Below are 18,825 nucleotides of genomic sequence, written 5' to 3'. Positions count from 1 at the left end.
ACAGACCCCCATACTTTACGGGAGATCCGGGATTCATGCAGCCCCGCATCTCCCGCTTGAAGTTCACATCAATTCCAGACAAAACCTATTTGACAAGCCTTTCAATTTCTTCCGAGCTAAAGCCTGCCTCAGAAAGAATTTTATGTGTGTGCTGTCCAAGAGAGGGGGGAGGACGCAGCGGTGTCTCGCCCATGCGCAGCGGCGTGAGGAGGTGGGTCACTCGTCTCCCACGTTGGGTGTCTTCAGACTCCACGAACAGATTTCTGGCGCGGAGCTGGGGATCCTCGAGCACCTCGTCGCCCTCGAGCACGGGTTCGACACACACATCCGTTCCGGCGAAGCGCTCCTTCCAGTACGCCAGGGGGTGCTCAGCGAAGAGCCGGGTGAACTCGGCCTTCACGCGCGCGCCGGCCTCACCGGTGTCATAGGCGTCCGCGAGCAACTCCGGCCGCCCCAACACCTGGCACACGCCGGCGAGGAACTTGGGCTCCAGCGCCCCCACGGCCAGGTAGCGACCATCGCGGGTGCGGTACAGCCCGTAACAGGCGTAGCCGCCGTTGAGCGTCTCGCGGCCGCGGCGCAGCGGTTGGCCCTGCTCACCCATGTAGAGCCGGGCCGCCAGGTGCATGTGGAGGAAGGCCAGTGCGCCGTCCGTCATGGACACGTCCACGAAGCGGCCCTGCCCGGTGCGCTCGCGCTCGTGGAGCGCCGCGAGGAGGCCCACCAGCGCGAAGAGGCTGCCGCCGCCGATGTCTCCCAGCTGCACGCCCGGGAAGGCCGGCGCGCCGTCCGCCTCGCCGCCGTAGCCGAGCACGCCCGCGCGCGCCGCGTAGTTGAGATCATGCCCCGCCTTGAGCCGGTCCGGCCCCGTCTGCCCGTAACCAGAGATGGCGCAGTAGACGAGCCGCGGGTTCTCCTGTTGCAGCACGCTGAAGCCCAGGCCCAGCTTGTCCATGACACCGGGCCGGAAGCTCTCGAGCAGTACGTCGTAGCCACGCACCAAGCGCTTGAAAGCCTCGCGCCCTTCGGGGGACTTGAGGTCCAACGTCAGCGAGCGCTTGTTGCGGTTGAGCCCGTAGAAGAGCGCGCTCTCCTCGTCGCGCAGGGGCGCCATCTGGCGGATGTAGTCACCGCCCTGGGGGTCCTCGAGCTTGTCCACCGTGGCGCCGAGATCAGCGAGCACCAGCGTGGCGTAGGGGCCGGGCAGAAGACGGGAGAGATCCAGGACCTTGAGTCCGGACAGGGGAAGCGTGTTCATGGTGGGGGGAGTGGGGCTGGGGGGTAGACAAAAAAGAAGCGGCGCGGCCCCGAGGAGGAGCACACGCCGCCCGAGGAGCAACGCGCCCGAGAGCGCGGCTCCGACAGCTCTAGCCGAGCAGCTTCGCCAGCTTCATGGCGAGGCCCATGTCCATCGGCTTGAACTTGAGCTTGCCCTGCATCGCGGCCATCTGCGCGTTGAGCTGCTTGGCGCGGATCTTCACGAAGTCGTCGTTGCTGACGGTGACGGTCATCTTCGGGCTGCCCTCGGCCCCCTTCGTCACCCAGTTGTCGGACTTGGTGCAGTCCAGCGTCCAGGTGCCACCGTTGTCACCGGTGATGTTGAAGTGGATGACCGAGTTGATGTCCTTGGCCAGCTCCGGCTTCTGCTGCAGCGCGGCCGGAATGTCCTTCTCGATGATCTCCTGCGCGTTCGACATCGCTCTCTCCTTTGAGGGATTGACTGGTGAGTCAACGTCCGGCCGGCACCGTAATGAGGGTGTCCGGGCCGGTCAAGCCGCGTGGTGGCTCAACGCCCGGCACTGGAGGCCTGGGCCTGACCCAGCGAACGCCGGACCATCTCCAACAAGTCATTCAGCTCGAAGGGCTTGGCCAGGTGCCCCACCGCGCCAATGTCCGTGGCCTTGCTGCCCACGTTGCGATCCGCGCTGAGGACAATGAGCGGAATGCCGGCCACCGAGGGCCGCTGCCGCATGCGCTGGGCGAACTCCCAGCCGTCCATCACCGGCATCATCAAGTCCAGGAGGATGAGCTGGGGAGGATCCGGCTCGAGCCGATCCAGGGCCTCCTTGCCATTGCGGGCGCGGCGGATCTCGAAGCCCTCGGCCTCGAGAATCTCCGAGAGAGCCTCGAGGATGTCCGGGTCGTCATCGACCACCAGCACGACATTGGAACCCTGGTGCTGAAGATTGGCGGAAGACAGGTTCTTCTCCTGGGGTTGCGCGCCCTCGATTTTCACTCAAGGGACGGGAAGGTGAGGAAGAATTCAACCGGCTCGTAGGGCAACGAGGCAGGCACGTTGCAAAATCGACATTGCCGACCCACCGTTTTCCTAACCCATGGACGAGGAGACGGCAGGCGTGAGGCACGAGGGGGAATGGCGACAGGCGGCGGCCGGAGAGGACGAGCCCGGGTTCGCCATCCTCTCGCGGCGGGGCCTCGTTCGCGAGGTGGACGGCCGGCTGCGCTCCCACCTGGGCGTGGAGCGGCTTCCCGAGAGCGCGGGCTCGCTGGTGGAGCTGCTGGAGGCGGTGGGCTTCCACCCCCGGCCGGGTACGAATCTCTGGGAGCACGACGGGAGGCTGGTACGAGCGGGTGAGAGCCCCATGGAGGACGGCACGCAGCTCGTGTGGACCCAGCCCGCGGAGGGCGACGAGGAGCTCGTGCGCCGACGGGTCCGCTATCTGGGTCTGGCCTCTCATGACTTGCGGGGCTCCCTAGCCAACGTGCGCTCCTACGCCGCCCTGCTGCTCAATGGCCGCATCCCCCTCGAGCCCAAGGCAAAACGAGGGTTGGAGACCATTCTTCGGAACACGGACAAAGCACTGACCTTTGCCCAGGACTTCTTCGATGCGAGCCGGGCGGACCTGGGAATGCTGGCCTGCGAGCGGGAGAAGCAGGCAATCGAGCCCCTGCTCGCCAATGCCGTGGAGCACCACCTGGAGGCTGCGGGCACGGCGAGCGTCGCGCTGAGCCTGGAGCTGCCGGCAGAGCCCCTACCCGAGGTCGAGATCGACGGAGGCCGTGTGCAGCACGCCGTGGAGGCCTTCATCCGCCACCATCTGCTACGCGCCCAGGCCGGGGAGCAGCTCCGGGTGCGGGCACGGACGGAGGGAGGAAACCTTCGGGTGGAGGTGCGGCGCGACGGTGTGCCCTTGTCGGAGGAGGACACCGCTCTCGCCTTCGCGCGCGAGGAGCGGGCCTTCCGGGAGAAGAAGCTGGAGGATCCACTACGGTTGGGGCTCGCCCGGCAGGAGGTGGAGGCGCTCGGCGGCTCGGTAGGAGTGTCAACCGATGTGGGGGGCACCACCCTTCACCTTACACTCCCTATCGCCCTCGCTTCCTAGGTAGGCGTCCAGGCCTGAACGGCCCTCTCGTCATGCTGGCGACCCGCGCCCCGGGGGGCTATCCTGCCTCGGTATTTTCTCAAGGAGCCCCTGTGCTGGGTCTGAAACCGATGGAAATTCTGCTGATCATGGCGGTGCTGCTGCTCTTGTTCGGAGCCTCGCGCCTACCGCAGCTCGGTTCCGCGCTGGGCAGTTCCATCCGGAACTTCAAGCGGAGCTTCAGCAGCGACGACGCGCCCGCTACCGACGACAAGAAGCAGCCGGGACCGCTCGCCAGCAGCACCACGGTGGAGAAGGACGCCACCGCCCGCAGCACCAGCCACCAGGGCTGAGGCTCCCGCTTCCTATCTCTCGCAGGGTCACGCCCGCGCCGCTCTCTCTTCCGCGAGAGCCTGGCACGGGCGTCGTTGCTTGCGGGACAGGGGTACACCCTCACCCCGACCCTCTCCCAGAGGGAGAGGGAGGAGGAGTGCTCAGTCCGCGCGGTCGTCCTTGTCGTAGAGCCCGTCCAGCACCGCCTTGAACTTCTGGCTGACGTGCTTGCGCTTCACCTTGAGGCTCGGCGTCAGCTCACCCGTCTCCTGGCTGAAGTCCGCCTCCATCACCGCGAAGCGCTTCAGGGTGCTGTAGGACGGCAGCGCCGCGTTCACCTTGTCGAGGATCTCCTGCACCGCGGCCTGCAGCTCCGGCCGGCGGCACAGCTCCGCGTAGTTGCCGGGCTTCACCCCCTTCTCGGCGAGCAGCTTGCGTGCGGGCTCCTCGGCCACCGTGACGAGCGCCACCAGGTACTTGCGCTTGTCGCCGTGGACCACGGCCTGGCTGACGAGGGGGAACGTCTTGAGCGTGTTCTCGATGTTCTGCGGTGAGACGTTCTTGCCGCCGGAGGTGACGATGATGTCCTTCTTGCGATCGGTGATGGTGACGTAGCCGTCCACGTCCACCTCGCCGATGTCTCCGGTGTGGAACCAGCCATCGGGCTCGAGGACCTCGGCGGTGGCCTCCGGGTTCTTGTAGTAGCCCTTCATCACCCCCGGGCCGTGCAAGAGGATCTCCCCATCCGCGGCGACCTTCACCTCGGTGCCAGGCAGCGGCGGGCCCACGGTGCCGATCTTGATCTTCTCCGGCAGGTTGACGCAGCTGGCAGCGGACGTCTCGGTGAGGCCGTAGCCCTCCAGCACCTTGTAGCCGAGCAGATCGAAGAACCAGGCAATCTTCCGGGACAGCGGCGCGCCGCCCGAGGCGAACAGGCGCATGTTGCCGCCCAGCTTCTCATCGAGCGAGGCGCGCACCTTGCTGAACACCAGCTTGCGCGCCAGGGCCAGGCCCACGTGGGCGGGCTCGCGGCCCTGCGTCTTCGCCTCCACGTACTCGTCGAAGAGTGAGAAGGCCCAGCGGAACAGGCGGCCCTTCACCCCCGGCGCGGACGAGCCGTTGGCCACGACACCGTTGTAGACCTTCTCGAAGACGCGCGGCACCGCAGGAAGGATGGTGGGGCGCGTCTCCATGAGGTTGCCCAGCAGCTTCTCCGCTGACTCGGCGAACACCATGCGGAAGCCCATGGACAGCCACGCGGCCTTCACCACCTGCCCGAAGGAGTGCGCCAGGGGCAAGAACATCATCACCGAGTCGTTGGGCGACATCAGCCCGATGCCCTTCACCGAGGTGGCCTCGTAGCCCCAGTTGCCGTGGGTGAGCAGCACGCCCTTGGGGTCCCCCGTGGTGCCGGAGGTGTAGATGATGCAGCAGACGTCCTCGGGCTTCATCGCCCGCGCCCGCTCGTCGAAGTCCTCCGGGCGGGCGGCATGCGCCCCGCGGCCCTGCTCCATCAACTGCGCGAGCGTCAGCTCCGCCTCACCCGAGCCTGCCCCCTCTAGGAGCACCATCTTGCGCACGCTCGGACACTCGGCGAGCTTCTGCCGCATGCGGGTGGCGCGACCGGGCTGCCTGGCCGTCTGCTCGTCATGGTCCACGAAGACGAGCGACGACTCGGAGTGGTTGAGGATGTAGCGGGCCTCATCCGGCGTGTTGGACGCGTAGATGGGGACGGTGACGGCGTGCGCGGCGGAGATGGCCAGGTCGCACACCACCCATTGCAGACTGGTGTCCGCGAAGATGGCCACCCGGTCCCCCGGCTTCACGCCCTGGGCGATGAGGCCGGCGGACAATACCTTCACGTCCTCGAGGATGCGTCCCCATGTGACGTCCTCCCAGCGGCCCCCCGTTTTCCAACTCGCGGCCACCTTCGTGGGTGACTGCGCCCGCTGGAGCAGCAGTTCGACGAGGTTACGCGCCTCCGGGGTAGCCAGCTGGGTCTCCGCTCTCATGTGAGCTCCTCCTACTTGAGCTTCTCCTCGATGGCGGCCTGGACCGGCTTCGCCCACTCCTTCACGCGATGGCCCTCGGCCGGGTCGTATCCCACACTTCCTTGAGTAACCTTAAGGATGGCCTCGTGCGCTTTCTTCTCCTCGCCATCGGCCAGCTGCGTCTCAGCCAGGTACAGCCAGGCGCGCAGCGCCTCGGGGTGCTTGGCGATCGCCTTCTGGAAGTGCGAGGCGGACTTCTTCAAATCCCGCTTGGGCCAGGGCAGCTTGTAGAAGTAGCGCCCCTTGGCCAGCAGCGGCCCACCGCGGCCGTACATCGCGTCGATCTTCAGCGCGGCGTCCAGGCGCTCGTTGTACTTGCTCTCCAGCCCCTCACCGAGCGCCGCGAGGATGCCCACCGCCTCCGAGTAGGCGCCGATGCCCAGGGCCGCGAAGTAATGGCCCTCGACCCGGCTCGGCTCCACCTTCCGGGCGCGGTCACCCAGCTCCCACACCTGCTTTCCCAGGGACTTCTTGACCTTCGCGTCCGTGGAGCCATCCGCCTGCCAGTTGCGGATACGGGCCGCGCGCCACAGCACCTCGTAGTCCTCGGGCGTGGCCTCGACGGCCTTCTTCAGGGCCTCGTCGAGCTGCTTCACCGCGGCGGCATCTCCCCGCTTCTGCTCGTACTGGGCATCCCAGGCGGACAGCTCTTCGGGGGTCGCGGCCAGCACGGGGAAGGCCGCCAGGAGGAAAAGGGCAAGTGAAATCGAGCGCATACGGAGCGTGTTAGCACGCGCTTTCCTTCACCAGCAACCGGGCCCCGGAAACGACGAAGGCGGTACCCGCGGTGCGCTGGGCACCTCGGATACCGCCTGAGTTGTTCGCCGACATGGAGCCTGTCCTGGAGGTCAGGCGGCGTCAGCAGAGGAGTCGTGCTGCTCCTCATCCTGGTTGAAGGGGGCCAGGTAGCGCTCAAGGAAGTTCTTCGTCTTGAGCTCCACCTGCCGCACGCGCTCGCGCGACACGCCCCAACGCTGGCCCAGCTCCTCCAGCGTGCGCGGCTTGTCCTGCGTGAGCCGCTCGGTGAGGATGTCCCACCCCAGGTCGCCAATGCGCTTGCGCACCTTGGCCAGCGCCTCCTGGACTTCCTCGTTCTGCTCGCGAGACAGGAAGAGCTGCTGAGGCGAGGGGCCTCCGTCCTCCAGGCGATCCAGGAAAGTCGTCTCGCCGTCCTCGTCGATGCTCGCGTCCAGCGAGAAGTCCGTCATGCTGCCGCGCTCGGCCTCACCGCCGCGCACCTGGCTGCGGTTGTCCTTGAGATAGCGGGTGATGTAGGCGCGAATCCACCACACCGCGTAGGTGGCGAAGCGCACGTTCTTCTTCGGATCGAAGTGCTCGATCGCCTTCATCAGACCCACATTGCCTTCCTGGATGAGGTCATCCAGTCGGGCGCCACGGTTGGAGAATTTCTTCGCCACCGCCACCACGAAGGCCAGGTTGGACTGCGCGAGCAGCTGCCGCGCGGCCTCATCACCCTTGCGAGCGCGCCCGGCCAGTTCGTACTCCTGCTCTCGGGTCAACTGCGAATGATCCCCAAGATGGCGCAGGTAGTGCGACAGGCCCTCGGCTCCATACTTCATCGTCCTGTTCGCCATTTTCGCGTCTCCATTCCTCTATGTGACGGACGCGCTCGCCCCCCGGTTCCGCGTCCACATCTCTAGGACGCACAACGTCCCGAAGCGTTTCGCATTTCCATTCGGGGTTATTTGACCCGCCTGCCCTGGCGACAAGCGGGCCGAAGCGTCACAAGCGCGTGACGGCCTCCGAAACAGGGTGGGAAATGACCTTGGCCCCGAGAAACGAGCGTGTCCGCTGAGGACTAAGAACACTTGGGCGCGGGAAAGATTTTCTCGGGGTTGAGCATTCCTGAAGGATCGAAGAAGCCCTTCAATCGGCGCTGGAGCTCCAGCACGGCCTCGGACTGCTCCATCGCCAGATATTCCCGCTTGGCGTGTCCCACTCCATGCTCACCCGTGATGGTGCCCCCCATGGAGACGGTGAGCTCCAACATGCGCTGGATGGCGGTCTCCACCAGGGCGCGCTGATGTGGGCCCTCATAGAGGATGTTGGCGTGCAGGTTGCCGTCCCCCGCGTGGCCGTAGGTGGCTACCGGCAGCCCCAGCTCCTCTCCCATCTTCTTGAGAGCCAAGATGATGTCGGGAATACGGGACCGAGGTACCGCAATGTCCTCCGAGATTTTGTGGGGACGGAGGGAACGCAAGGCGGTTGAAACCACTCGACGGGCCGCCCAGAGCTTCTCGCGCTGGGACTCGTCCTGGGCCACGAGGACTTCTTTGGCGCCGTGCTGCTCGCAGAGCTCTCCCAGCCAGGCGAGCTCGGCGAACAGGCCCTCCTCCATGTTGCCATCCACCTCGGCAATGACCGCCGAGCCAGCGCCCGCTGGGAAGTTGAAGCCCCGACCATCCACGGCCTGGAGGGCCACGTCGTCGATGAGCTCGAGTGTGCGAGGGAGGATGCCGGCCGCCAGCACGGCGGTGATGGCGCGCGCAGCGGTGTGCACCGAGTCGAAGATGACGAGCGCCGTCTTCACGTGCCGGGGCTTGGGGATGAGCTGGACGGTGATCTCCGTAGCCACCCCGAGCGTGCCTTCTGAGCCTACGAAGAGGCCCACAAGATCGTAGCCAGCCACGCCCTTGATGGTGCGGCGGCCCACGCGGAGCACCTCGCCGCTCGGCAGCACCCACTCCAGGCCAATGACGTAGTCGCGGGTGACGCCGTACTTGAGCGCCCGAGGGCCTCCGGCGTTCTCCGCCACGTTGCCGCCCATCGTGCAGAACTCCCACGAGTTGGGGTCTGGCGGATAGAAGAGGCCCTGGGCCTCCACGGCCTTCATCAGCTCGCCCGTGATGACGCCCGGCTGCACCACCGCCGTGAGGTCTTCCCCGGAGACAGAGAGGATGCGGTTCATCCGCTCCAGGCTCACCGACACCCCTCCCAACAGGGGGAGCGAACCGCCGCTCTTTCCGCTGCGCGCCCCGCAAGGCGTGAAGGGCACACCGAGCGCCTGACACGTGCGGAAGACGGCGGAGACCTGCTCGGTGCTCTCAGGGAACACCACGAGATCCGGCGGGTAGACACCGGAGTCGGACTCGTCCTCGGAGTAGCTCTCCAGGGTGGAGGCGTCGTGGCGCACCTGGCCGGGAGAGAGCACTTCCACCAGTGCAGCCCGAGCACGCTCCAGGAGGGCGGGGGCTACTCGGGGGAAGGTCCGCTCCGCGGGCAGGGTCATCCAAACATCTCCACGAGGCTGCCCGTCATCGCTGGGGGCGCCTCCACGCACAGGAAGCGGACGAGCCGGGCCACCTCGTCCGCGGTCATCGCGGGATCGAAGCCCGAGCCCTTCAACATGTCCGTGTCGATGCTGCCAGGCAGCACCGCCGTCACCGTCACCCCGGTGCCCTTGAGCTCCTCGGCCAGGGACTTCGTCAGCCCGTTGAGCCCCCACTTGGAGGCGTTGTAGCCGCACGTCCGCGGAGAGCCGAGCGTCCCGCTGATGGAGGACACGTTGACGATACGACCCCAGCCGCGCTCCACCATGCCGGGCAACAGGCGGCGCACCAGGTAGAAGGGGCCACTGAGGTTCACCGCCAGCACCCGGTCGAAGTCGTCATCGCTCATCTCCGCCACCGGCCTGCGCACCACGATGCCGGCGTTGTTGATGAGCACGTCCACCCGGCCGAAGACGGACTTCACCTCGGCCGTCCACGCGTCCACGTCCTCGCGGCGGGACACATCGCCATGCAGCCGCAGCACCCGGCGGCCCAACCGCTCCGCCGCCTCGGCCGCCTCATGCACCCCACCTTGCTGCGTGGACGTGAGGACAAGGTCGGCCCCCGCCTCGGCGAGCGAGCGGGCGATGGCCGCACCGACACCCCGGGAGGCACCCGTCACCAGTGCCACCCGTCCTTGCAGAGGTCCGCTCATCGTCTCGTGGCTCCCAGCCGCGCCCATAGCTCGCGGCGCAGTGCTCCGTCCTTGCGCAACCGGCCCTCGTAGGCCTCCGCGTGCGTGCGGGCGTCGCGCTGCCGGTCTCCCCGGATGCGCAGGCACGCCTGCTCCGCTTCGATGATGCAGGCGGTGGCTGGGCTCTTCAGCACGCGCGCCAACGACGAGGCCACCTCGCGCGCCAGGTCCTCCTGGAGGATGAGCCGGTGGGCGAAACAGTCCACCAGCGCGCCCAGCCGGCCGAAGCCCACCACTCGCTTCTGGGGGACGTAGGCCACGTGCGCTCGGCCCTCGAAGGGCAATAGATGGTGAGGGCACATGGACTGGAAACGCAGGTCCGTCACCACCACCAGCTCTCCGGACGAGTCCGGAGGCGCCGGGAACGTCTCCCCCAGCGCCTCCTCCGGCGTGCGCCCGTAGCCATCGAGGAACTCCACCGCCCAGGCCTCGGCCACCCGCTCGGGTGTCCCCACGAGGTTGGGATCGCTGTCCAGCGGCAGGCCCGCCGCGCGCAGGAAGTCCTGGATGGCCGCGGCCATGGCCGCCCGGTCGGGCTTGCTGCCTCCCGAACCGGACTTCAGGCCCGAGCGGCTGGACTTCACGCCTCGCGGTACGACACGCAGTACTCGGGGGTTTCCCACAGACGGAGCTCCTTGAGTCCTTCGAGCTGCGGCTTGAGCTTCTCCCACATCCACACGATGAGGTTCTCGGCCGTGGGGTTGTCCATGAAGTCGTTGAGGTTGTGGTGGTCGCACTGCGTCAGGACCGACTCCCACACGTGGGCGCGGATCTCATCGAAGTCGCGGATCATCCCGTCCTTCGGGTTGGGCAGGCCCTGCAGCGTCACCTGCAGCTTGTAGTTGTGGCCATGCAGCCGGAAGCAGGGGCCGTTGTAGTAGGGCAGCCGGTGGGCCGAGCTGAAGTGAAAGTCCACCGAGAGTTCCATCGCCATGGGCATTGTGCGTCTCTTCCTTGTTGCTACGTCGGTACTTCAAGGGGCGCGCAACCTACTCGAAGCCGCCACCTGAATCTCGTCTCCGATGACCCGTACAGCGTAGATGCGCACTCGGGCACCTGGATTCGTCGGGCTGGCGCCCGTGCGGACGTCAAAGGCCCAGGCGTGGAGGGGGCAATAGAGGAGGCACCCGTCCTGGTCCCCCTCCGACAGAGGCCCACCCCGGTGCGGGCAGGCCTGTTGCACGGCATGCAGCCGTCCGTCTACTCGGACCAGCGCCACCTCCTCCTCCCCTACCCGCACCACCGCCCGGCCTCGCTCATCCAGCTCCCCCAGGCGCGCCACGGGAATGAAGTGCTCGTCCCCCTGTCCGTTCATCGGTCGTTCTCCAACGCTCCGCGTCGAGCCATCCCTCCCCCTGAATACCGGGGAGAAGCCGTCGTCGCACCCTTGACACCCCTCCAGGGGACCAGTAGAGCAAATAATTACCGTCCTCCTGCTCGATGAGAATCCGCGCCCACATCGCTGGCCACCTCATCGCCACCTTGCTGGTGGTGCTCTGGGTTGCCCAGCCGCTGATCGCCATCGCGCATGCGCAGGAGCACGTCCACCGCTATTGCCCAACGCACCGCGCCTTCGAGGAGAGCTCGGCCAATAAGGGCACGGCGCTCTCCGCGCTGCTCCGGGACGCGAGCGCCTTCGAGAAGCAGCCCCCCGCGGCCCCTGGAGGCTCGCTCAAGCACGAGGAGTGCGCCTTCGTCTCGGTCAGCTCACGGGACGAGCTGACCAGTCCCGTGCAGGCCGTGCCGGTCGTCCAGGCTTGCCTCGAGGTGAGCCGTCCGGCCACCGCACCGCCTCGGCCCCGGTCCTCGCTGTCCATCCTCGATACCGCCCCCAAGGCCTCGCCTCCGGCGCGCGTCTAGCGCCGTCGAAGCGTAGTCCTGGGTCGTCGTCCGCCCTCGTTCGGACGTCCGGTTCGCGGAGTGCATTGTGTTCCCCTCATGCTGCCGGCTCGCCGGCTTCGCTGTGTTCCTGTCGTGCTGTCTCACCCTGTCCGCCTCGGCCCAGACGTCGCCGGACGCGGGCACCCCACCCGAGGAGCCCGCTCCGGACGCGGGCCTCTCGGCCGAGGAGCTGAAGGAGATCGAGGCGGCGCTCGGCCAGGACGCCGCCGCGGACGCCCATGATCACCCCGCGCCCACCCCGCCCGCGTCCTCGTCCCCGAGCGGCGTGACGCTCAGCCCGACCAACATCGACTTCCACGGGCTGAACCTGGCCTTCATCCTGGACGTGGCCGCCGCGGCCTTCACCTCGAAGGAGCCGCTCCAGACGGGCGGACATGACCCCACCGCAAAAGGCTTCAACCTCCAGCAGCTCGAGCTGTCCATCAACACGGCGGTGGACCCGTACTTCCGCTTCGACGGCAACATCGTCTTCAGCCAGTTCGGCGTGGAGATCGAGGAGGCCTACGCCACCACGACGAACCTCCCCGCCAACCTCCAGCTGCGCGCCGGCCAGTTCCTCACCCGCTTCGGCCGCATCAACCCCACGCACCCGCACTCGTGGGAGTTCGTGGACCAGCCCTTCGCCATCGGCCGCGTCTTCGGCGGCGAGGGCAACCGCGGACTGGGCGTGGAGGCCTCCTGGCTCACCCCCCTGCCCTGGTACGTGGAGCTGCTCGGCTCCGTCACCGACGCCAGCGGCGAGGCCACCGCGCGCAGCTTCCTCGGCGCCAACACCAGCGGCGTCACCTCGCCCCTCGACTTCCAGTTCACCGGGATGGTGAAACAGTTCTTCCCGCTGTCGGATGACCTGTCGCTGCTGTGGGGCCTGTCGGCCGCCAACGGCCCCAACCCCACCGGCTACCACAACCGCACCGACGTGTTCGGCACGGACGTGTACCTCAAGTTCCGGCCGCTCACCGGAGCCAGCTTCACGCAGGTGGCCCTCCAGGCCGAGCTCCTCTACCGGCGCCGTCAGGTCCCCGAGGACGTGCTGTCGGACCTCAGCGGCTATGCCCAGCTCTCCTGGCGCTTCGACCAGCGCTGGGCCACCGCCGCTCGCTACGAGCTCGGCACCCCGGCCCGCGACCAGGACGGGGCCGTCGCGAACGATCCGCTCGACAACGAGTGGACCGACAACCGTCAGCGCATCTCCGCCAACGTCACCTTCTGGCCCACCGAGTTCTCCCGCCTGCGCTTGCAGGGCGCCACCGACCTCGCCGGCTGGCGCGATCGCCCGGACTACTCGGTCTTCCTCGCACTCGAAGTGGTGATGGGCGCTCACGGCGCTCACGCCTTCTAAACCCTTTTCGCGCTGGAGCCTTCGATGAGCCCCCTCCGATTCTTCGTGGCCCTGAACGCCGTCCTCCTGGGCCTCCTGTCCCTCCCCGCCCGCGCCGACCTGAAGGTCGTGACCACCCTGCCGGACCTCGCCGCGCTCGCCAAGGCAGTGGGCGGCGAGCACGTGCAGGTGACCGCCCTGTCCCTGCCCACGCAGGATCCGCACTTCGTGGACGCCCGGCCCAGCCTGGCCCTGGACGTCAACCGAGCGGATCTGCTGATCGCCATCGGCCTGGAGCTGGAGGTGGGCTGGCTGCCCGCGCTCCAGAACGGTGCCCGCAACACGCGCATCCTCGCCGGCAGCCCGGGTTACCTCGAGGCCGCCCAGTTCGTGCGCACGCTGGAGGTCCCCGCGACTCGAGTCGATCGCAGCCAGGGTGACGTACACGCGGGAGGAAACCCGCACTTCCTCTATGACCCGAGGGCCGCGGCGGCGGTGGCCAAGGGCATCGCCGAGCGCATGGCCTCGTTGGATCAGAAGCACGCGGCGGACTACCGCGCCAACCTGGCGAAGTTCACCGCGGAGTTGGAGAAGGCGCGCACGGGCTGGGAGCAGCGCCTGGCCGGGCTGAAGGGCGCGCCCGTGGTGGCCTACCATCGGACGACGGCGTACCTCTCGGACTGGCTGGGCTTCGAGACCATCGCCTACCTGGAGCCCAAGCCCGGCATCCCGCCCAACCCCGCCCACGTGGCCCAGGTGCTGGGACAGGCCCGCCAGCGCAAGGCTCGCTTCATCCTGCAGGAGGACTACTACCCCACCACCACCTCCAAGCTGGTGGCGAGCAAGATTCCCGCGCCCCTCGTCCTCTTCACCTCGGGCACCGACTTCCGCGGCGGACAGACGTACATCCAGCACCTCGAAGACCTGGTGACGAAGCTCGAGAACGGGCTCAAGGGCCAGGGGAGCTGAGCCATGCGCCGCACCTTCCTCCTCTTGTCCTGCCTGAGCCTCGGCGGCTGCGCGTGGGAGCCCGGCCAGGGCTTCGCGGTGGTGGAGCCCACCGTGCGCGCCGCGTACGAGTCGCTCGCCGACCGCAGCGCCGCTGACGGCTATCAGCGGCTGGCCTCGGACTACCAGGTGCGCGTGGACACGGCCTCGATGCGGCTGTCCGGCATCGAGTTGATCGCCATCGCCTCGGGCTCGAGTGGTGGCTTCAATCCCGCCAGTCCGCCCCCTGGCTACTCGCTCTGCCACAACGGCCACTGCCACCGCGACGATGGTGCGCTCATCCCCTACGAGCAGATCGCCGCGGAGATGGGCGGGGGTGGCGGCGCCAGCACGGTGGCGACGCTGCCGGTGCCCGAGCCGTTGAACCTGCTGGCCCCGGAGCAGCGCGCGGTGGAGTGCACGCCGGACTGCGCATTGCCCGAGACCAACGTGTCCCGAGACCGCTGGGGCGTCGAAGCGCTGCACCTCGAGGGCACCGTGCGAGACGGACGCGCCACTCCGCGATTCCAGGGCGAGCGCCGATTCCGGTGGGAGCTCACCCAGGCCACGGGCAGCGAGACGCCAGTGACGGTGCTTGACGGTGCGATGGATCTGCCCTCGGATCGCTCGACCCCACCGAAGGCGAAGCTGGACCTGAACCTGGTGCTGACGGCCGCGCTCTTCGATGCCATGGACTGGAGCGCGCTGCCAGAAGGCACGAACGGCGTGGTGGACATCAACAAGCAGGTCAACGCCGATGTCCACGCCGCGCTGCTGGAACGGCTGGCCTCGGTCTCACCCGAAGCGGAGGTGACGCGTGGAGACCGGTGAGAAATCGAAGAACGGCGGGCCCCCGACCAACGGGGAGCGGCACGCGCACAAGCACGAGGCCGACCTGCTCCTGTGCTGCGAGAACCTGGTCATCGGCTACCAGGGCCAGCCGCTGCTGCCGCCCATCAACCTCCAGGTGCACCGTGGCACCTTCCTGGCGGTCATCGGCCGCAACGGCTCGGGCAAGAGCACGTGGTTCAAGACACTGCTGGGCCTGCAAACGCCGGTGTCCGGCCGCGTGTACCGCTCCAGCCCCGAGGTGAAGAGCGCGTACGTGCCGCAGACCTCCGGCATCGACGCGATGCTCCCGGTGCGCTCGCGCGAGCTGGTGCATTGGGGACGGCTGACCGGGTGGAACTTCCTGCGGCCCTTCTCCAAACGGGAGGATCGCCAGGCGGTGGACTCGGCACTGGAGACCGCAGGAGCCGGCCCCATCGCCAATCGGCCCTACCGCGAGCTGTCCGAGGGCCAGAAGCAGCGCGCCCTGCTCGCGCGAGTGCTGGCCACCGAGGCGGACCTGGTGCTGCTGGACGAGCCCACCGCCGCCATGGACGCCGTGGCCGAGCGGGAGACCATGAGGCGCCTGGCGGAGCTGGCGCGCGAGCGGCGCCTGGCCGTGGTGGTGGTGAGCCATGATCTGCGCGTGGCCGCCGAGTTCGCGGATCAGCTCCTCTTCGTAGATCGCGAGGCCCCAGCCGTGGTTCTTGGGGACGCGAACACAGTCTTCTGCCATCCTGCTTTCCGGCATCAGTACGGCGACGATTACTGCCCCCGCCATCCTCCTTCAGGACACCCCCTTGGACCCGCAACTGGCTGAGACCTCCTCCTGGGCACAGTTCTGGGACGCCTACGAGCTGTTCAGGGACCCGATGCTCTGCGCGCTCATCGCGGGCAGCGTGCTGGGGTTCCTCAGCGTGTACGTGGTGCTGCGGCGCATGGTGTTCGTCAGCGCCGCGGTGACGCAGTCGGCCGGCCTGGGCGTCGCGCTGGCCTTCTTCGCGGAGATCCACCTGGGCCTGCACGTAGCGCCCACCGTGGGAGCCGTGGGCATGTCCCTGCTGGCCACGCTGCTGCTGATGATGGAGCCCACGCGGCTGCGCATTTCCCGCGAGAGCTTGCTCGGCCTGGCCTACGCGCTCACGGGCGGCGCCTCCATCCTCGTGGGAGACCGCATCTCCCAGGAGGCCCATGACATCCAGGGCATCCTCTTCGGCACAGCGGTGCTGGTGGAGCAACCCCAGCTCATCGCGGTGGCCGTGGTGGGCGCCCTCACCCTGCTCTTCCACCTGTGGTGGTTCCGAGGCCTCACCTTCGCCAGCTTCGATCGCACCGGAGCCATGGTGCAGGGGCTGCCCGTGCGCGCGCTCGACGCGGTGCTGATGATCTCCATCGGGCTCATGGTGGGCGTGTCGGCACGGGCACTCGGTGCGCTGCCAGTGTTCGCCTTCTCCACCCTGTCGGCCATCGCCGCGCTGGTGCTGGACCTGCGCCTGCCATGGACCTTCCTGCTGGCCACGCTCGCGGGCGCCATCTCCGGCCTGGGCGGCTACCTCTTCGCCTACTTCTACAACTTTCCAGTGGGAGGCTCGCAAACGGTGCTCGCGAGCGCGCTGGTGGTGCTGGCGCTTCTCGCGCGTGGCTTGAGGCAGCTCGTTACACGCGGCGGGGCCCGCTGATTCGTCTTTCCGGCACGGCACGCGTCAATACACTCCGGTGAGCACCTTCGATTCGCCACCGGAGCCCGACGAACGTCACCCGCGGAACGCAGTGGGACAAGGAGTTCACCCCCATGGGGTGGCATCTGCTGAAGGCCGACCCCACGGTGAAGGCCCTGGACATGAGCTTCGCCCCGGGCACGCGGTGGGCCTGTGACCTGGCCGCCGAGGACCTGCTCGACTGCCGCGTCCATGGCTCCACCCCGAGCCCGCAGGTCGCCGGGGTCAAGGGGCAGAGTCCGTACATCCAGCTGTTCGAGAAAGGCGTCTCCCCCGAGGGCTACCACGGGCTGCTCTACGTGGGAGAGCTGACCGCCTCGCGTCCTGCCACGGCCCCGACCGCGATTCCAGTCAGGTCCCAGGACACGACCCCGTCCTCGCCCACCGCGACCCCGAAGCCGCCCAGCAAGTCCTGGAACCCCTAGCGGACCGCGGCGGAGACCTTCTTGAACTCGGGTGTGCCCGCGCACCCGAGCATGTCGAACAGCGCGGCCTCCACCGTGACGATGTGGGCCCCCGCCTCGCGGCACATCTCCAGGCCCACGCGCCGGTCCTCCGGGTTGCGCGACATCACCGCGTCCGCACAGAGGAACGGGGTGAAGCCCTTCTCGGTCAGATCACGTACCGTCTGGAAGACGCACACGTGCGTCTCCATTCCCACGATGAGGACCTGCTTGCGCTCGCCCAGCCGCGTGGCCACGTCCGGCACACAGGCGGTGAACTCGATCTTCTCCACGGCCGAGTAGCTACCCAGCCGCATCTTCACCAGCGAGTGCGTGGTCCCCAGGCCCTTGGGGTACTGCTCGGTGACGATGATGGGCAGCTCGAGCGCCTTCGCGCCCTCAATGGCGGCGTTGGTGCGGTTGATCATCCGATCGAGCGCGTCCCGCTCCATGGCGGCAGTCAGACGCTCCTGGATGTCCACGACGAGCAACGCGGCCTGGTCTCTCTTGAGGCGGAAGGTGGGCATGAAGGCACTCCTCTCGGTTGGGTGTCCACCCTTCCCCGATGCCATGCCCACTCGTCAAGCACGCCGCACTCGCGGCTGTGGGAGATTGACGCCCCTCCAACGCGTGTCCAAGCTCGCGGACATGAAGGGTCACGCCCGCAACCTGATGACCACGCCGGTGAAGTTCGTCTCTCTGGGGACTCCGCTGTCCAAAATCGCCATCCTGCTCGCCGAGGAGCGCATCAGCGGCGTGCCGGTGACGGATGACGAGGCGCATGTGCTGGGCATCATCAGTGAGGTCGACATCATGAACGCCCTGCTCAAGGGCCTGCCGCTGCGCACCCCGGTGGAAGACGTCATGACCTCGCCCGTGCACATGGTGGATGAGTTCGACCTCACCGATGAGGTGATGGAGCTGTTCCGCAAGCACCGCATCCACCACCTGCCCGTGGTGCGCGAGAAGAAGCTGCTGGGGATGATCACCCCCGGCGACGTCATCCGCTTCCTGGCCGAGGACATCCCGGAGACCGGCCGGATGGCGTGAGGCACGGGACAGCAAGGACCTCGTGAGGTATGGGGGAGCACGATGAGCGACCCCCTGCAACTGGATGATTGGGGCGGCACCGGGCCGGTGCTGCACCTCGCGCACGCCAACGGCTTTCCCCCGGGCAGCTACCGCAAGCTCATCGAGCTCCTCAAGCCGCACTACCACGTCTTCACCCTGCGCAGCCGGTGCCTCGTGCCGGGGATGGATCCGCGGGCGATGCGCGACTGGGACGACATGGCCGAGGACCTGGCCCAGGCCCTGCGCGCGCGTGGACTGGAAGGTGTGGTTGGCATAGGCCACAGCATGGGCGGCGTGGCCACCCTGCTCGCCTCCGTGAAGTACCCGAGCCTCTTCCGGGCCGTGGTGGCGTTGGATCCGGTGCTGTTCACCGGCACGCGCCTGCTGGCCATCCAGGCGCTGACGCTGCTCGGGATGCGCAGCCGGATTCCTCCCGCGAGCCTGGCGCGCCGCCGCCGCGAGTACTGGAGCTCCCGCGAAGAGGCCGCCGTGAGCTATCGCAAGAAGCCCCTCTTCCAGCACTTCGACCCCGAGTGCTTCCAGGACTACGTCACCCACGGCCTCACCGAGGTCCCTGGCGGAGGCTTCCGGCTCACCATCCCCACGGCCTGGGAGGCCCGCGTCTTCGAGACGTCACCGCGCCACGGCTGGCGAAAGCTGCGCTCGGTGAAGGTGCCCACGCTCGTGCTGCGCGGGAGCGACTCGGACACCCTCTTCCCCGAGGCCCTGGCACGCGTCCGGCGGACGATCCCCGGCGTCCGTGCCGAGGAGCAGCCCGGCACCCACCTCTTCCCCCTGGAGCATCCCGAGGAGTGCGGACGGCGCCTCCTCACGTTCCTCGAAGAGGCGGCACCGCAGCGGGCGTGA

23 protein-coding genes are annotated in these 18,825 nt (G+C 67.8%); 11 read left to right on the top strand and 12 right to left on the bottom strand.

Annotated features, from left to right (window positions below; translation table 11 throughout):
* Nucleotides 1-85: 85 nt before the first annotated feature.
* From OV287_RS20915 to OV287_RS20905, 3 genes are all read right to left on the bottom strand, one after another.
* A complete protein-coding gene (locus tag OV287_RS20915) occupies nt 86-1,258 on the bottom strand; it encodes a CaiB/BaiF CoA transferase family protein (RefSeq protein WP_267535801.1) in 1,173 nt (390 codons plus the stop codon).
* A 109-nt stretch (nt 1,259-1,367) separates the two neighbouring features.
* Nucleotides 1,368-1,697, bottom strand: coding sequence for an SCP2 sterol-binding domain-containing protein (locus OV287_RS20910; protein WP_267535800.1), 330 nt, complete (start codon nt 1,695-1,697; stop codon nt 1,368-1,370).
* A gap of 89 nt (nt 1,698-1,786) precedes the next feature.
* Nucleotides 1,787-2,161: a response regulator gene (locus OV287_RS20905; RefSeq protein WP_267542387.1), complete on the bottom strand. Its 375-nt coding sequence runs from the start codon at nt 2,159-2,161 to the stop codon at nt 1,787-1,789.
* 196 nt (nt 2,162-2,357) lie between these two features.
* On the opposite strand from OV287_RS20905, the gene OV287_RS20900 reads away from it, so the two are divergent.
* Together OV287_RS20900 and OV287_RS20895 are read left to right on the top strand one after the other, a co-directional pair.
* Nucleotides 2,358-3,344, top strand: coding sequence for a sensor histidine kinase (locus tag OV287_RS20900; protein ID WP_373371837.1), 987 nt, complete (start codon nt 2,358-2,360; stop codon nt 3,342-3,344).
* A gap of 110 nt (nt 3,345-3,454) precedes the next feature.
* On the top strand, nt 3,455-3,676 hold the full coding sequence (locus tag OV287_RS20895; protein WP_267535799.1) for a twin-arginine translocase TatA/TatE family subunit: 222 nt from the start codon (nt 3,455-3,457) through the stop codon (nt 3,674-3,676).
* A 141-nt stretch (nt 3,677-3,817) separates the two neighbouring features.
* Here OV287_RS20895 and OV287_RS20890 read toward each other — a convergent pair whose 3' ends face one another.
* The 8 genes from OV287_RS20890 to OV287_RS20855 form a co-directional block, all read right to left on the bottom strand.
* Nucleotides 3,818-5,668 (bottom strand): AMP-dependent synthetase/ligase, encoded by a 1,851-nt coding sequence (locus OV287_RS20890; RefSeq protein ID WP_267535798.1) that lies wholly within the window; start codon nt 5,666-5,668, stop codon nt 3,818-3,820.
* A gap of 11 nt (nt 5,669-5,679) precedes the next feature.
* The gene (locus tag OV287_RS20885; protein ID WP_267535797.1) at nt 5,680-6,423 is read right to left on the bottom strand and encodes a tetratricopeptide repeat protein; all 744 of its coding nucleotides are present in this window, start codon (nt 6,421-6,423) and stop codon (nt 5,680-5,682) included.
* 132 nt (nt 6,424-6,555) lie between these two features.
* Nucleotides 6,556-7,302 (bottom strand): sigma-70 family RNA polymerase sigma factor, encoded by a 747-nt coding sequence (locus tag OV287_RS20880; RefSeq protein WP_267535796.1) that lies wholly within the window; start codon nt 7,300-7,302, stop codon nt 6,556-6,558.
* Nucleotides 7,303-7,526: 224 nt separating this feature from the next.
* A complete protein-coding gene (locus tag OV287_RS20875; RefSeq protein WP_267535795.1) occupies nt 7,527-8,957 on the bottom strand; it encodes an FAD-binding oxidoreductase in 1,431 nt (476 codons plus the stop codon).
* Nucleotides 8,954-9,652, bottom strand: a complete 699-nt coding sequence (locus tag OV287_RS20870; protein WP_267535794.1) for an SDR family NAD(P)-dependent oxidoreductase — start codon at nt 9,650-9,652, stop codon at nt 8,954-8,956. The genes OV287_RS20875 and OV287_RS20870 overlap by 4 nt, the downstream gene beginning before the upstream one ends.
* Nucleotides 9,649-10,212 (bottom strand): GTP cyclohydrolase I, encoded by a 564-nt coding sequence (gene folE / locus OV287_RS20865; protein ID WP_308809834.1) that lies wholly within the window; start codon nt 10,210-10,212, stop codon nt 9,649-9,651. The genes OV287_RS20870 and folE overlap by 4 nt, the downstream gene beginning before the upstream one ends.
* A gap of 59 nt (nt 10,213-10,271) precedes the next feature.
* The gene (gene queD / locus OV287_RS20860; RefSeq protein WP_267535792.1) at nt 10,272-10,625 is read right to left on the bottom strand and encodes a 6-carboxytetrahydropterin synthase QueD; all 354 of its coding nucleotides are present in this window, start codon (nt 10,623-10,625) and stop codon (nt 10,272-10,274) included.
* 39 nt (nt 10,626-10,664) lie between these two features.
* On the bottom strand, nt 10,665-11,006 hold the full coding sequence (locus OV287_RS20855; protein ID WP_267535791.1) for a Rieske (2Fe-2S) protein: 342 nt from the start codon (nt 11,004-11,006) through the stop codon (nt 10,665-10,667).
* A 125-nt stretch (nt 11,007-11,131) separates the two neighbouring features.
* On the opposite strand from OV287_RS20855, the gene OV287_RS20850 reads away from it, so the two are divergent.
* The 7 genes from OV287_RS20850 to OV287_RS20820 all read left to right on the top strand — a co-directional run bounded on the left by OV287_RS20850 (nt 11,132) and on the right by OV287_RS20820 (nt 16,869).
* Complete coding sequence (locus OV287_RS20850; RefSeq protein WP_267535790.1) at nt 11,132-11,551, top strand: hypothetical protein; 420 nt, start codon at nt 11,132-11,134, stop codon at nt 11,549-11,551.
* 64 nt (nt 11,552-11,615) lie between these two features.
* Nucleotides 11,616-12,932, top strand: a complete 1,317-nt coding sequence (locus tag OV287_RS20845) for a zinc-regulated TonB-dependent outer membrane receptor (protein WP_267542385.1) — start codon at nt 11,616-11,618, stop codon at nt 12,930-12,932.
* A 24-nt stretch (nt 12,933-12,956) separates the two neighbouring features.
* Nucleotides 12,957-13,880, top strand: a complete 924-nt coding sequence (locus tag OV287_RS20840; protein ID WP_267535789.1) for a metal ABC transporter substrate-binding protein — start codon at nt 12,957-12,959, stop codon at nt 13,878-13,880.
* Nucleotides 13,881-13,883: 3 nt separating this feature from the next.
* Complete coding sequence (locus tag OV287_RS20835; protein ID WP_267535788.1) at nt 13,884-14,729, top strand: hypothetical protein; 846 nt, start codon at nt 13,884-13,886, stop codon at nt 14,727-14,729.
* 64 nt (nt 14,730-14,793) lie between these two features.
* Nucleotides 14,794-15,546: a metal ABC transporter ATP-binding protein gene (locus OV287_RS20830; protein ID WP_267542384.1), complete on the top strand. Its 753-nt coding sequence runs from the start codon at nt 14,794-14,796 to the stop codon at nt 15,544-15,546.
* Nucleotides 15,527-16,405, top strand: a complete 879-nt coding sequence (locus OV287_RS20825; RefSeq protein WP_267535787.1) for a metal ABC transporter permease — start codon at nt 15,527-15,529, stop codon at nt 16,403-16,405. The genes OV287_RS20830 and OV287_RS20825 overlap by 20 nt, the downstream gene beginning before the upstream one ends.
* A gap of 113 nt (nt 16,406-16,518) precedes the next feature.
* Entirely contained in the window at nt 16,519-16,869 is a 351-nt protein-coding gene (locus tag OV287_RS20820; protein WP_267535786.1) for a hypothetical protein, read from the top strand.
* Here OV287_RS20820 and OV287_RS20815 read toward each other — a convergent pair.
* The gene (locus OV287_RS20815; protein ID WP_267535785.1) at nt 16,866-17,414 is read right to left on the bottom strand and encodes an isochorismatase family protein; all 549 of its coding nucleotides are present in this window, start codon (nt 17,412-17,414) and stop codon (nt 16,866-16,868) included. The genes OV287_RS20820 and OV287_RS20815 overlap by 4 nt on opposite strands.
* Nucleotides 17,415-17,499: 85 nt before the next feature.
* Here OV287_RS20815 and OV287_RS20810 point away from each other — a divergent pair, with 85 nt between their 5' ends.
* On the top strand, nt 17,500-17,937 hold the full coding sequence (locus OV287_RS20810; protein ID WP_267535784.1) for a CBS domain-containing protein: 438 nt from the start codon (nt 17,500-17,502) through the stop codon (nt 17,935-17,937).
* Between the two features lie 42 nt (nt 17,938-17,979).
* Complete coding sequence (locus OV287_RS20805; RefSeq protein WP_267535783.1) at nt 17,980-18,825, top strand: alpha/beta fold hydrolase; 846 nt, start codon at nt 17,980-17,982, stop codon at nt 18,823-18,825.

The sequence above is a fragment of the Archangium lansingense genome, from assembly GCF_026626635.1.
GTDB lineage: Bacteria > Myxococcota > Myxococcia > Myxococcales > Myxococcaceae > Archangium > Archangium lansingense.
This window is presented reverse-complemented; position numbering and strand designations above follow the sequence as displayed.